Origin of the sequence: Pseudomonas sp. DCB_BI (assembly GCF_026240995.1) — a bacterium.
GTDB lineage: Bacteria > Pseudomonadota > Gammaproteobacteria > Pseudomonadales > Pseudomonadaceae > Aquipseudomonas.
Genome location: NZ_JAPFCG010000009.1, coordinates 225,644 through 236,818, shown reverse-complemented (window position 1 = coordinate 236,818; position 11,175 = coordinate 225,644). Strand labels below are relative to the sequence as shown.

13 protein-coding genes are annotated in these 11,175 nt (G+C 61.9%); 8 read left to right on the top strand and 5 right to left on the bottom strand.

Going from position 1 to position 11,175, the window contains the following annotated elements; all coding sequences use genetic code 11:
• Both OO258_RS12475 and tyrS read right to left on the bottom strand, forming a co-directional pair.
• A partial coding sequence (locus OO258_RS12475) for a hypothetical protein (protein ID WP_266030746.1) occupies positions 1–243 on the bottom strand: 243 nt, incomplete at its 3' end.
• 229 nt (positions 244–472) lie between these two features.
• Positions 473–1,672: a tyrosine--tRNA ligase gene (gene tyrS / locus OO258_RS12470; RefSeq protein ID WP_266030743.1), complete on the bottom strand. Its 1,200-nt coding sequence runs from the start codon at positions 1,670–1,672 to the stop codon at positions 473–475.
• Between the two features lie 213 nt (positions 1,673–1,885).
• Here tyrS and OO258_RS12465 point away from each other — a divergent pair, with 213 nt between their 5' ends.
• Positions 1,886–3,307, top strand: coding sequence for a peptidoglycan DD-metalloendopeptidase family protein (locus OO258_RS12465; protein WP_266030742.1), 1,422 nt, complete (start codon positions 1,886–1,888; stop codon positions 3,305–3,307).
• Positions 3,308–3,310: 3 nt separating this feature from the next.
• Positions 3,311–4,402 carry an anhydro-N-acetylmuramic acid kinase gene (locus OO258_RS12460; protein ID WP_266030740.1) on the top strand — a complete coding sequence of 364 codons (1,092 nt, stop codon included), beginning with the start codon at positions 3,311–3,313 and terminating at the stop codon, positions 4,400–4,402.
• A gap of 59 nt (positions 4,403–4,461) precedes the next feature.
• Here OO258_RS12460 and erpA read toward each other — a convergent pair whose 3' ends face one another.
• Both erpA and argC read right to left on the bottom strand, forming a co-directional pair.
• The gene (gene erpA, locus OO258_RS12455) at positions 4,462–4,812 is read right to left on the bottom strand and encodes an iron-sulfur cluster insertion protein ErpA (RefSeq protein ID WP_003255511.1); all 351 of its coding nucleotides are present in this window, start codon (positions 4,810–4,812) and stop codon (positions 4,462–4,464) included.
• A gap of 147 nt (positions 4,813–4,959) precedes the next feature.
• The gene (gene argC / locus OO258_RS12450; RefSeq protein WP_110747311.1) at positions 4,960–5,994 is read right to left on the bottom strand and encodes an N-acetyl-gamma-glutamyl-phosphate reductase; all 1,035 of its coding nucleotides are present in this window, start codon (positions 5,992–5,994) and stop codon (positions 4,960–4,962) included.
• Positions 5,995–6,136: 142 nt separating this feature from the next.
• On the opposite strand from argC, the gene hemJ reads away from it, so the two are divergent.
• From hemJ to OO258_RS12420, 6 genes are all read left to right on the top strand, one after another.
• Positions 6,137–6,562, top strand: coding sequence for a protoporphyrinogen oxidase HemJ (hemJ, locus tag OO258_RS12445; protein WP_266030739.1), 426 nt, complete (start codon positions 6,137–6,139; stop codon positions 6,560–6,562).
• Positions 6,563–6,590: 28 nt separating this feature from the next.
• On the top strand, positions 6,591–7,547 hold the full coding sequence (locus OO258_RS12440; protein WP_266030738.1) for an NAD(P)H-dependent flavin oxidoreductase: 957 nt from the start codon (positions 6,591–6,593) through the stop codon (positions 7,545–7,547).
• Positions 7,548–7,614: 67 nt separating this feature from the next.
• Positions 7,615–8,397, top strand: coding sequence for an SDR family NAD(P)-dependent oxidoreductase (locus OO258_RS12435; protein WP_266030736.1), 783 nt, complete (start codon positions 7,615–7,617; stop codon positions 8,395–8,397).
• A gap of 63 nt (positions 8,398–8,460) precedes the next feature.
• Positions 8,461–8,799, top strand: a complete 339-nt coding sequence (locus tag OO258_RS12430; RefSeq protein ID WP_266030733.1) for a histidine triad nucleotide-binding protein — start codon at positions 8,461–8,463, stop codon at positions 8,797–8,799.
• Between the two features lie 65 nt (positions 8,800–8,864).
• Positions 8,865–9,512 carry a 2-polyprenyl-3-methyl-6-methoxy-1,4-benzoquinone monooxygenase gene (gene coq7 / locus OO258_RS12425; protein ID WP_266030732.1) on the top strand — a complete coding sequence of 216 codons (648 nt, stop codon included), beginning with the start codon at positions 8,865–8,867 and terminating at the stop codon, positions 9,510–9,512.
• Between the two features lie 10 nt (positions 9,513–9,522).
• Entirely contained in the window at positions 9,523–10,563 is a 1,041-nt protein-coding gene (locus tag OO258_RS12420) for a DUF2157 domain-containing protein (RefSeq protein ID WP_266030731.1), read from the top strand.
• A gap of 129 nt (positions 10,564–10,692) precedes the next feature.
• Here OO258_RS12420 and OO258_RS12415 read toward each other — a convergent pair whose 3' ends face one another.
• The gene (locus tag OO258_RS12415) at positions 10,693–11,115 is read right to left on the bottom strand and encodes an OsmC family protein (protein ID WP_004376171.1); all 423 of its coding nucleotides are present in this window, start codon (positions 11,113–11,115) and stop codon (positions 10,693–10,695) included.
• Positions 11,116–11,175 lie beyond the last annotated feature (60 nt).

Genomic DNA, 11,175 nt, shown 5'->3' with positions numbered 1-11,175 from the left:
AAGCATCAGTCCGTACTCACAAGCACCCACACGAATTGCTTGATTCGATTTGTTAAAGAGCGTTTGGTTAAGAGCTTTTCGTCTCAACCGAGGCGCGCATTCTACGCTTTCCTCATTTGCTGTCAAGCGTTTATTTTGAAGTTTTTTGCGAGAAACTCGTTTAGCTTCAAACACTTGACTCGCTGCGATCTCTCGTAGCGGGAGGCGAATCATACAGCACTTGAAAGCGCTGTCAACCATCATCTCAACCGCCGGCGATCATTAGATCGTAGCCCTTACAGCATCTTCCGAATCGCCTAACTCATTGAATCTCAAGGAGTTTGTCGTTCCGTTGTCGCTGGAAGTGGGGCGCATTATAAGGGGATTCGAAAGGCCGTCAACCTTTAATTTCAAGAAACCTTAACATTGCTGAAAACAAAGCGGGGAGGCCTACCGGCCTCCCCGCTTCTATATAGCTACATCACCTAGGCAATCACTCAGCCTTCAGGCTAACCCGGCCAAACGACTTCTTGCCCGCCTGACACACATGGGTAGCACCAAGGACAAACATGAAGTCCTTGTCGACCACTGCACCATCCACTTTCACCGCGCCGCTATTCAGCAAGTCTCGCGCCTGTGCAGAGTTCTTGACCAGACCAGCCCGGTTCAGCACCGCAGCAATTGGCAGGTCTTCCGCCGCAGCCACTTCGATCTCCGGCAAGTCTTCCGGCAGCTCGCCTTCCTTCATACGGTTACCGGCAGCACGGTGAGCATTGGCCGCCGCCTCCTCACCATGGAAGCGCGCCACAATTTCTTCCGCCAGCTTGATCTTGATGTCACGTGGGTTGGCGCCATTGGCAACATCGGCCCGGAACTGCTCGATTTCTTCCATCGAGCGGAAGCTCAGCAGCTCGAAGTAACGCCACATCAGGGTATCCGGGATCGACACCAGCTTGCTGTACATCACCCCTGGCGCTTCCTGGATGCCGACATAATTCCCCAGCGACTTCGACATCTTCTTCACGCCGTCGAGCCCTTCGAGCAGTGGCATGGTCACGATGTTCTGCGCTTCCTGACCATAAGACCGCTGCAGTTCACGCCCCATCAGCAGGTTGAACTTCTGGTCGGTACCGCCCAGCTCGACGTCCGCTTTCAGCGCTACCGAATCGTAGCCCTGCACCAGCGGATAGAGGAACTCGTGAATGGCGATCGGCTGATTGGTGGTGTAGCGCTTGTCGAAGTCATCACGCTCCAGCATGCGCGCGACGGTGTACTGCGAAGCCAGGCGAATGAAGTCGGCAGGGGTCAGCTTGTCCATCCACGTGGAATTGAACGCGACTTCAGTCTTGGCCGGGTCGAGAATCTTGAATACCTGCTGCTTGTAAGTCTCGGCATTGTCCAGCACCTGCTCGCGGGTCAGCGGTGGGCGCGTGGCGCTCTTGCCGCTCGGGTCGCCGATCATGCCGGTGAAGTCACCGATCAGGAAGATGACCTGGTGCCCCAGATCCTGGAACTGGCGCAGCTTGTTGATCAGCACCGTGTGACCCAGGTGCAGGTCCGGGGCGGTCGGGTCGAAGCCGGCCTTGATGCGCAGAGGTTGGCCGCGCTTGAGCTTCTCCACCAGTTCCGACTCGACCAGTACTTCTTCCGCACCGCGCTTGATAAGCGCCAGCTGCTCTTCAACCGACTTCATAGACAAACCCGCAAGGCTCAGATTCAGGGGGAGCCAACCATACAAGATCGGCCGTCAAATACAAGTTTCGCAAAGGAATGTGACCCGAGCACGGGCTTGCGGCGTCTACGCGCCCTTGCGTGAAAATGGATTTGGTTATATTTTATACAGTTATTTCATCTTCATCATGTCATTCATCTTTTCCATTTCACTTTTTTCAAAGTCACTTTACCCATGACCAACGAACCGCCTAAAGCGCCCCCGCTTTATCCGAAGAGCCATCTGTTGGCCGCCAGCGGCATCGCCGCCCTGCTCAGCCTGGCTTTGCTGGTATTTCCCTCCAGCGAAGTGGAAGCCAAGAAAACCACCCTCAACCTCGAGCTCGAAAGCCCTGCCGAGCAGCTGAAAGACGAATCCCGCGCCGCACCACTGGTGCAAGCCGAAGGTGAGCAAGGCTCGCCTTTCGCCCAGATAGAAGAGGCTACCCCCGAAACCCAGAAGGCCGATCAGCAGACCCCGGCCGCCGAACCGGTTGCCGAGACCGCCAAGGAGCCTGGCCACCGTGAAGTCACCGTAGCCCGCGGCGATACGCTGTCCACCCTGTTCGCCAAGGTCGGCCTGCCAGCCAATGCGGTGCATGACTTGCTGGCCAGCAACAAGCAGGCCAAGCAATTCAGCCAGCTCAAGCATGGCCAGGTCTTGCAATTCGAGCTCGACAAGGATGGCCAGTTGGCCAGCCTGCACAGCAAAGTCAGCAACCTCGAAACCATTCGCCTGACCAAAACCGCCAACGGCTACGCATTCAACCGTGAAATCAGCAAGCCGGTGATACGCACCGCCTATGCCCACGGCGTGATCAAGAGCTCGCTGTCAGCTTCGGCCCAGCGCGCCGGCCTGTCCCACAGCATGACCATGGACATGGCCCGCGTGCTGGGTTACGACATCGACTTCGCCCAGGATATTCGCCCAGGGGACGAGTTCGACGTGGTCTACGAACAGAAGGTGATGGACGGCAAGGTCGTCGGCACCGGTAACATCCTGTCTGCGCGCTTCACCAACCGCGGCAAAACCTACACTGCCGTGCGCTACACCAACAAGCAGGGCAACACTACCTACTACACCGCCGACGGCAACAGCCTGCGCAAGGCATTCATCCGTACCCCGGTGGACTTCGCCCGCATCAGCTCGCGCTTCTCCGCCGGTCGCAAGCACCCCATCCTGAACAAGATCCGCGCCCATAAAGGCGTCGACTACGCGGCCCCACGCGGTACCCCGATCAAGGCAGCCGGTGACGGTCGCATCGAACTGGCCGGGCGCCGTGGTGGCTACGGCAATACCGTGATCATCCAACATGGCAACCGCTACAAGACGCTGTATGGCCACATGCAGGGCTTTGCCAAAGGCATCAAGACCGGCAGTACGGTCAAACAGGGCCAGATCATTGGCTACATCGGCACTACCGGCCTGTCCACCGGACCACACCTGCACTACGAGTTCCAGGTCAACGGCGTGCACGTCGACCCGCTGAGCCAGAAGGTGCCAATGGCTGACCCGATCGCCAAGAACGAACGTCAGCGCTTCCTGCAGCAGAGCCAGCCGCTGATCGCCCGCATGGATCAGGAAAAGGCCACCCTGCTCGCAGCGAACAAGCGCTAAGCCATGGCGCTCTACCTGGGGGTGATGTCCGGTACCAGCCTCGATGGCCTGGATATCGCCCTGATCGAACAAGGCGAGCAGCTTGAACTGCTCGCCACCCACTACCTGCCCATGCCCCCAGACCTGCGCCAGGACCTGCTGGCCCTGTGCAGCAGCGGCCCTGACGAGATTGCCCGAGCAGCACTGGCGGAAAACCGCTGGGCCAGCCTGGCCGGCGAAGGTATCCGCCAACTGCTGGCTCGCCAGGGGCTGAAGCCTGACGCCGTTCGCGCCATCGGCAGCCACGGCCAGACCATTCGCCATGAACCGGCCCGCGGCTTTACTGTACAGATCGGTAACCCCGCACTGCTCGCCGAGCTGACCGGCATCAGCGTGGTCGCCGACTTCCGCCGTCGCGATGTGGCTGCCGGCGGCCAGGGCGCGCCACTGGTACCGGCCTTCCACGAAACCCTGTTCAGCCAGCTTGGCCGACGCCTGGCAATCCTCAACGTAGGCGGTTTCAGCAATCTAAGCCTGATCGAGCAGGACAAGCCGGTTCATGGGTTCGATTGCGGCCCGGGGAACGTGCTGCTGGATGCCTGGATCGAGCGCGAGTACGGCCACGCCTACGATGCAAATGGTGCCTGGGCTGCCTCGGGTGTGGCGCAGCCCAGCTTGCTCAGCGCACTGATGGCTGACCCGTTCTTTGCCGGCAGCGGCCCCAAGAGTACCGGCCGCGAGGTGTTCAACCTGCCTTGGCTGGATCGCCACCTGGCCAACCTGCCGGCATACCGGGCCCAGGACGTGCAGGCGACACTGCTGGAGCTGACCGCACGCAGCATCATCGATTCGCTTGGCAAAGCCCAGCAAGGCACCGAGGCGCTGTTGGTCTGTGGTGGGGGGGCCCGCAACGGCGCGCTGATGGCCCGTCTTGGCCAGCTGCTACCGGCGGCCCGTGTTGCAAGCACTGGCGCCTATGGCGTAGACCCGGACTGGGTCGAAGCCATGGCCTTCGCCTGGCTGGCTCACTGCTGCCTGGAGGGTATCGCCGCCAACCGCCCCAGCGTCACTGCCGCCAAGGGCCTGCGCATACTGGGCGCGATCTACCCGGCATAGCCGCTACGCCAGAAAGCAAAACGCCGCGCAATTGCGCGGCGTTTTCGTATGCCCAGCCCTTAGATCGAGAACGACGACCCGCAACCGCAGGTGGTCGCGGCATTCGGGTTCTTGATCACGAAGCGCGAGCCTTCCAGGCCTTCCTGATAGTCCACCTCAGCACCCGCCAGGTACTGGAAGCTCATCGGGTCGACCACCAGGGACACGCCCTCACGCTCGACGATGGTGTCATCTTCGGCCACGTCTTCATCGAAGGTGAAGCCGTACTGGAAGCCCGAGCAACCGCCACCGGTAACGAACACTCGCAGCTTCAGACGCTCATTGCCTTCCTCATTGACCAGGTTCTTCACCTTCTGGGCTGCCCCGTGGGTAAATTCCAGACCGGTAGGGGTGAAGGTTTCGACGCTCATGTTGATTCTCCCGGCGCGGTAGCCGCCATAAAACTCGATGACGCGCATTATCCGCTTTCCCGAGAAAATCGGTCAAGAATTGTGCGGCTTTAGTCGCGACCTGCAAAAAGGCCCGCACGACGCGGGCCTTTTCCAGTGCTGGCGGCCTTACGGCAGCAAGCCGGCATGGGACAGGCCCATGCGCTCATCCAGCCCGAACAGGATGTTGAGGTTCTGTACCGCTTGGCCGGAAGCGCCCTTGACCAGGTTGTCGATTACCGACAGCACCACTACCAGGTCACCACCCTGCGGACGATGAACGGCAATGCGGCAGACGTTGGCACCACGCACGCTTCGGGTTTCCGGATGGCTGCCTGCTGGCATCACGTCGACGAACGGTTCATCGGCGTAGCGTTTCTCGAACAGCGCCTGCAGGTCGACCGAGGTATCGACCACGTTCGCGTACAGGGTGGCATGGATGCCACGGATCATCGGCGTCAGGTGCGGCACGAAGGTCAGGCCGATATCCTTGCCAGCGGCCAGGCGCAGGCCCTGGCTGATCTCTGGCAGGTGACGATGCCCCTTGACTGCATAGGCCTTCATGCTCTCGCCGGCTTCGCAGAACAGCGAACCCACCGCGGCGCCACGGCCAGCGCCGCTGACACCCGACTTGCAGTCGGCGATCAGGCGCGACGGGTCGGCCAGGCCCGCTTCCAGCAGCGGCAGGAAGCCCAGCTGGGTGGCAGTCGGGTAGCAACCCGGCACAGCGATCAGACGCGCCTGGCGGATCTTCTCGCGGTTCACTTCTGGCAGGCCGTATACCGCGTCCTTGAGCAGCTCAGGCGCGCCATGCGGCTGCCCATACCACTTGCCCCACTCGGCGGCATCCTGCAGGCGGAAGTCGGCAGACAGGTCGATCACCTTGGTGCCGGCCGCCAGCAGCTCACCGGCCAGGGCGTGGGCAACACCATGCGGGGTGGCGAAGAACACCACATCGCAGGCCCCCAGCGCCTTGCTGTCCGGTACGCTGAACGCCAGCCCGTCATAGTGGCCACGCAGGTTCGGGTACATGTCCGCCACCGCCACGCCCGCCTCGGAGCGCGAAGTGATGACCGCCACTTCGGCCTGTGGATGCTGTGCCAGCAGACGCAACAGTTCGACGCCGGTGTAACCCGTGCCGCCGACGATACCGACCTTGATCATAACGCTTGCCCCTTATCAACGAGCCGTCTGGAAAGCGCACGATAATAGGGGGGCAAGGCGCCTGTAACAACTCTCCGGGTGACCCTTCGGGCGCTTGACCACTACTATCTGACGACCGTGATTACCTGAAGGAACTCCCTCCATGCTTTACCTATGGATCAAAGCGCTGCATATCGTCAGCGTGGTCTGCTGGTTCGCCGGCCTGTTTTACCTGCCGCGACTGTTTGTCTACCACGCCCAGAGCCAGGACAGCGTCAGCCAGGAACGCTTCGTGACCATGGAGCGCAAGCTGTACCGCGGCATCATGAACCCAGCGATGATCGCCACTTACGTGTTCGGCGCCTGGATGCTCTACCTCACCCCCGGCTGGCTGAGCCAGGGGTGGCTGCATGCCAAGCTGACCCTGGTGATTCTGCTGACCGGCTACCATCACGTGTGCGGCGCCCAGCGCAAACGCTTCGCCAATGGCACCAATACTCGCAGCCACGTTTACTACCGCTGGTTCAACGAAGTGCCTGTGCTGTTCCTGCTGGGCATCGTAATTCTGGTGGTGGTCAAGCCGTTCTGACATAGCCACCCCACCAAGGAGCCTTGCCATGTCGCTACCTGCCTCGCTCGAAGAACGCCTGCGCCTGCCAGTGGTTGCCGCACCGATGTTCCTGATTTCCAACCCCAAGCTGGTTCTGGCCTGCTGCGCTAGCGGCGTCGTTGGGAGCTTCCCGGCCTTGAACCAGCGTGACAGCGCTGGCTTCAAGGCGTGGCTGGAAGAAATCGAGACTGGCCTGGAGCAACTGCAGGCCCCGGCGCCCTATGCGGTGAACCTGATCGTCCACCCGACCAACCCGCGCCTGCAAGCCGACTTGGCCTTGTGCGTAGAGCACCGGGTGCCGATCGTCATTACCAGCCTGGGCGCAGTGAAGGAAGTGGTCGATGCCGTACACGGCTACGGCGGCCTGGTGTTCCATGATGTCACCACCCGCCGCCATGCGGAAAAGGCCGCCGAAGCCGGTGTCGATGGCCTGATTGCCGTTGCTGCCGGCGCGGGCGGGCATGCCGGCACCTGGAGCCCTTTCGCGCTGGCCGCAGAAATTCGCCAGTTCTTCGACAAGACCCTGCTGCTGGCAGGGTGTATAAACCATGGCCACGAAATCCTCGCCGCGCAACTGCTGGGGGCTGACCTGGCGTACATGGGCACGCGCTTTATTGCCACGACAGAAAGCCAGGCCCAGAACGCCTACAAACAGATGCTGCTGGATACCCACGCCGCCGACATCGTCCACACACCGGCAGTATCCGGCGTCCCCGCCAGCTTCCTGCGCCCTAGCCTGGAGCAAGCCGGCTACGACATGAACGCGCTCAAGGGCGGGCACGAACAAGGCAAGCTCAAGCCAATCGACGACGAAGCCAAGGCATGGAAGACCGTCTGGTCGGCGGGCCAGGGGGTCGGCAGTATCGATGACCTGCCTGGCACCAGCACATTGATAGCGCGCCTGCGCGACGAGTACCGGCAGGCCATTGAGCGTTGCCAGGCTCTGCGCCCAGGGGCCTTGTAGCAAAAGGCAACACCTTGCTCGGGCAAGCTGTACACTAAGCGCCCTCTTCCGCCCCCAGGAGCTTTGCATGACCCGTTACGCCATGATTACTGGTGCTTCCAGCGGCCTGGGCCTGGCCCTGGCGGAAGCACTGGCACGGCGCGGGCGCAACCTGATCCTGGTGGCACGCCAGCGCGAAACGCTGGAACCGGTGGCCATGGAGTTGACTCAGCGTTTCGGTGTCGAGGTACTGTTCCGCGCGTGCGACCTGAGCCAGCCACTGCGCCTGTCGGGCTTCGTACTGGAACTGGAAGAGGGCGAGCGACGTATCGACCTGCTGGTCAATTGTGCAGGCCAGCGCACCTACGGGCCGTTCCTTGCCCATGAGTGGGCCGATGAACAAGACCTGCTGGAGGTAAATGTGCTGGCCCTGAGCCGCCTGTGCCACGCCATCGGCAACCTGATGGCCATACAAGGCGGCGGGCAGATCCTCAACGTCGCTGGGCTGGCCGGCATGGCGCCTGGTCCGTGGATGGCCACCTACGCTGCCAGCAAGGCCTATGTGCTGAGTTTTTCCCAGGCCCTGCGCGAAGAACTCAAGCGCACCGGCATCAAGGTCTCGGTATTGTGCCCCGGCCCGGTGCGATCGGCGCGTCGGCGGATTGCCCGCCTGGATGGCAAGCCACGCTGCCTCAGCCCCGAGGAAGTGGCGCTGTACACCGTACGTGCCCTGGACAAGAACCGCACGCTGATCATGCCTGGCCGGCGCAACCGCTGGTTGGCTTTCGCCCCGCGCCTGCTGCCGCGCTGGCTGGTGCGCAAGCTGGCTGGAGTCATTCACCGCCGCTATTGCCCGGCCGGCATGGAATAGCCACTGGGCGATCGGCGCGCGGCTGAGTACACTCGGCCCGACCCTCACCATGGAGCAAGTGCTGTGGACGAACTATTCCTCAAAATCATCAACCGGGAAATCCCGGCGGATATCATCTACGAAGACGACCAGGTCCTGGCCTTCAAGGACATTGCACCCGCAGCGCCGGTACATTTCCTGGTCATCCCGAAAAAGCACATCCGTACGCTGAATGACCTGACCGAAGAGGACAAGGCCCTGGCTGGCCACATTCTGTTCACCGCCCAACGCCTGGCTGTCGAGCAAGGTTGCGAGGAAGGCTTCCGTGTGGTCATGAACTGCAACCCCAAAGGCGGGCAGACCGTCTATCACATCCATATGCACGTGCTCGGCCAGCGCCAGATGAACTGGCCACCGGGCTGATCCACGGCAAGCGACCCCGCCGCTATTGCGGTAAACTGTCGGGCACATTCTTGCGGAGGTGCCCGATGGCTACCGAACGTCACTACTCGCCGCTCGACCGCTTGTTGCTGCAGGCCGATACCGCCATGCGCACCTTGCTGCCCTTCAGCGGCCAACCCGCCCGGCCATCGCCGGCCATCATCCAGCCAGATACCGACCTGGACGAACAGCAGTCCCGCCATATTGCCGGGCTGATGCGCATCAACCACACCGGTGAGGTGTGCGCCCAGGCGCTGTACCAGGGCCAGGCCCTGACCGCCAAGCTGCCCGAAGTGCGCAAGGCCATGGAGCATGCCGCTGAGGAAGAAATCGACCACCTGGCCTGGTGCGAGCAGCGGATTCGCCAGCTGAACAGCCACCCTAGCGTGCTCAACCCGCTGTTCTACGGCATGTCGTTCGGCATCGGCGCGCTCGCCGGGCTGGTCAGCGACAAGATCAGCCTGGGATTCGTGGCCGCTACCGAGCATCAGGTATGCAAGCATCTGGACGAGCATCTTGAGCAGATCCCGCACGAAGACGAAAAGTCCCGGGCCATTCTCGAGCAGATGCGCATCGACGAAGAACAGCACGCCGAGTCTGCCCTGGAAGCCGGTGGCTACCGCTTCCCTGCCCCTGTGCGCTTCGGCATGAGCTTGCTGGCCAAGGTCATGACCAAGAGCACCTATCGCATCTGAAGGTTTACCCATGACGGACCGATTCGACGCCAAGGACCTGGCGCGCGCCGTGCAAGCCGGCATACTCCAGCCGGGCCAGGACCACGCCCTGCTGACCTTCCTGCGCCAGCAGCCTGCAGCACGCGGCAGCTTCCAGCTGGCCCATGTTGCCTTCTACTTTGGCGCCATGCTGATCATGGCAGCCATGGGCTGGTTGCTCACCGAAGCCTGGATGAGTATCGGCGACGGCGCATTGCTGGTCATTGCCAGCCTGTACATCCTGCTGACCACCTGGTTCGCCCTGAACCTGCAGCGTCGTGCCCAGCCTGTGGCCGCCGGCGTACTGGCAGCGGTCGCGGTCAGTATCGTGCCACTGGCGGTCTTCGCCATCGAGCGCCTGGCGGGCTGGTGGCCAATGGATGATGCACAAGCCAACTACCACCAGTACTACACCTACGTGCAAGGCGGTTGGCTGGCAATGGAAGCGGCCACGGTAGTTGCGGGGGTGCTGATGCTGCGGTTGATTCCCTACCCGTTCATCGTCATGCCGATTGCCGTGGCCTTGTGGTTCATGTCGATGGACCTGAGCGAATGGTTCTTCGGCTCGCCGTTCAGCTGGGAGCAGCGCCGTGAGGTGTCGCTGTGGTTCGGGCTTGGGATGCTGGCGGTGTTCCTGGTGGTGGACGGCCGCACGCGTGAGGACTACGCCCGCTGGGGTTACCTGGCCGGGTTGGCGGCATTCTGGGGTGGTCTCACGTTGCTGGACAGTGGCAGCGAACTGGGCAAGGCCCTGTATTGCCTGATCAACATTGCGCTGATGGGCATCGCGGTGCTGCTGCGCCGGCCGGTGTTCATGGTGTTCGGGGCTTTAGGGGTGGCCGCCTACCTGGGGTACCTCTCGTACGAGGTGTTTGCCGAATCGCTGCTATTCCCGGTGGTGGTGACCTTGATCGGGCTGGGGGTCATCTGGCTGGGGCTGGGTTACCAGAAGCGGCGGGAGCGGTTGAGCCAGGCGCTCAGAAGCAGTCTTCCGCAATGGTTACGGATGGCCCTTCCAGCCCTGCGCAACTAAAAGGTCGCCGTGCTCCATGTGGGGCGAATTCAGCCGCGAACAACGACGCAGCAGATGCCATCCACCGCGTTGCCTGCTTCGCGGGTAAACCCGCTCCCACAAGGGCTGCCACGCAGCCCAGGTGTACGATCAACCCAGTTCTACAATCTCGTACCCATGGGTAATCTCGACCCCGGCACGCTCCAGCATGATGGACGCCGAGCAGTACTTCTCCGCCGACAGCTCCACCGCCCGCTTGACCTGCGCCTCTTTCAGCCCACGCCCTTTCACCACAAAGTTCATGTGGATCTTGGTAAAGACCTTCGGGTCTTCACTGGCGCGCTCGGCTTCCAGGAATGCCTCGCAGCTTTCCACCGCCTGGCGCGACTTCTTCAGGATGCTGACCACGTCAAAGCTGCTGCAGCCACCCAGGCCCAACAGCAGCATTTCCATCGGGCGCACACCCAGGTTGCGGCCACCGGCCTCGGGCGGGCCATCCATCACGACGACATGGCCGCTCCCCGATTCGCCGAGGAACATCGCCTCACCGGCCCACTGGATACGTGCCTTCATCTACCTGGACTCCTGATTTTCGGAAAAGGGTGTCAGCTTAGACCTTGTGCGGCTGTGGGA

Excerpts from the sequence above, each read along its gene's own strand:
- erpA (WP_003255511.1), bottom strand. The coding sequence starts at position 4,812 with ATGAGCGTCGAAACCTTCACCCCTACCGGTCTGGAATTTACCCACGGG.
- hemJ (WP_266030739.1), top strand. The coding sequence starts at position 6,137 with ATGCTTTACCTATGGATCAAAGCGCTGCATATCGTCAGCGTGGTCTGC.
- OO258_RS12460 (WP_266030740.1), top strand. The coding sequence starts at position 3,311 with ATGGCGCTCTACCTGGGGGTGATGTCCGGTACCAGCCTCGATGGCCTG.
- argC (WP_110747311.1), bottom strand. The coding sequence starts at position 5,994 with ATGATCAAGGTCGGTATCGTCGGCGGCACGGGTTACACCGGCGTCGAA.
- OO258_RS12415 (WP_004376171.1), bottom strand. The coding sequence starts at position 11,115 with ATGAAGGCACGTATCCAGTGGGCCGGTGAGGCGATGTTCCTCGGCGAA.
- OO258_RS12435 (WP_266030736.1), top strand. The coding sequence starts at position 7,615 with ATGACCCGTTACGCCATGATTACTGGTGCTTCCAGCGGCCTGGGCCTG.
- OO258_RS12465 (WP_266030742.1), top strand. The coding sequence starts at position 1,886 with ATGACCAACGAACCGCCTAAAGCGCCCCCGCTTTATCCGAAGAGCCAT.
- tyrS (WP_266030743.1), bottom strand. The coding sequence starts at position 1,672 with ATGAAGTCGGTTGAAGAGCAGCTGGCGCTTATCAAGCGCGGTGCGGAA.
- OO258_RS12420 (WP_266030731.1), top strand. The coding sequence starts at position 9,523 with ATGACGGACCGATTCGACGCCAAGGACCTGGCGCGCGCCGTGCAAGCC.
- coq7 (WP_266030732.1), top strand. The coding sequence starts at position 8,865 with ATGGCTACCGAACGTCACTACTCGCCGCTCGACCGCTTGTTGCTGCAG.
- OO258_RS12440 (WP_266030738.1), top strand. The coding sequence starts at position 6,591 with ATGTCGCTACCTGCCTCGCTCGAAGAACGCCTGCGCCTGCCAGTGGTT.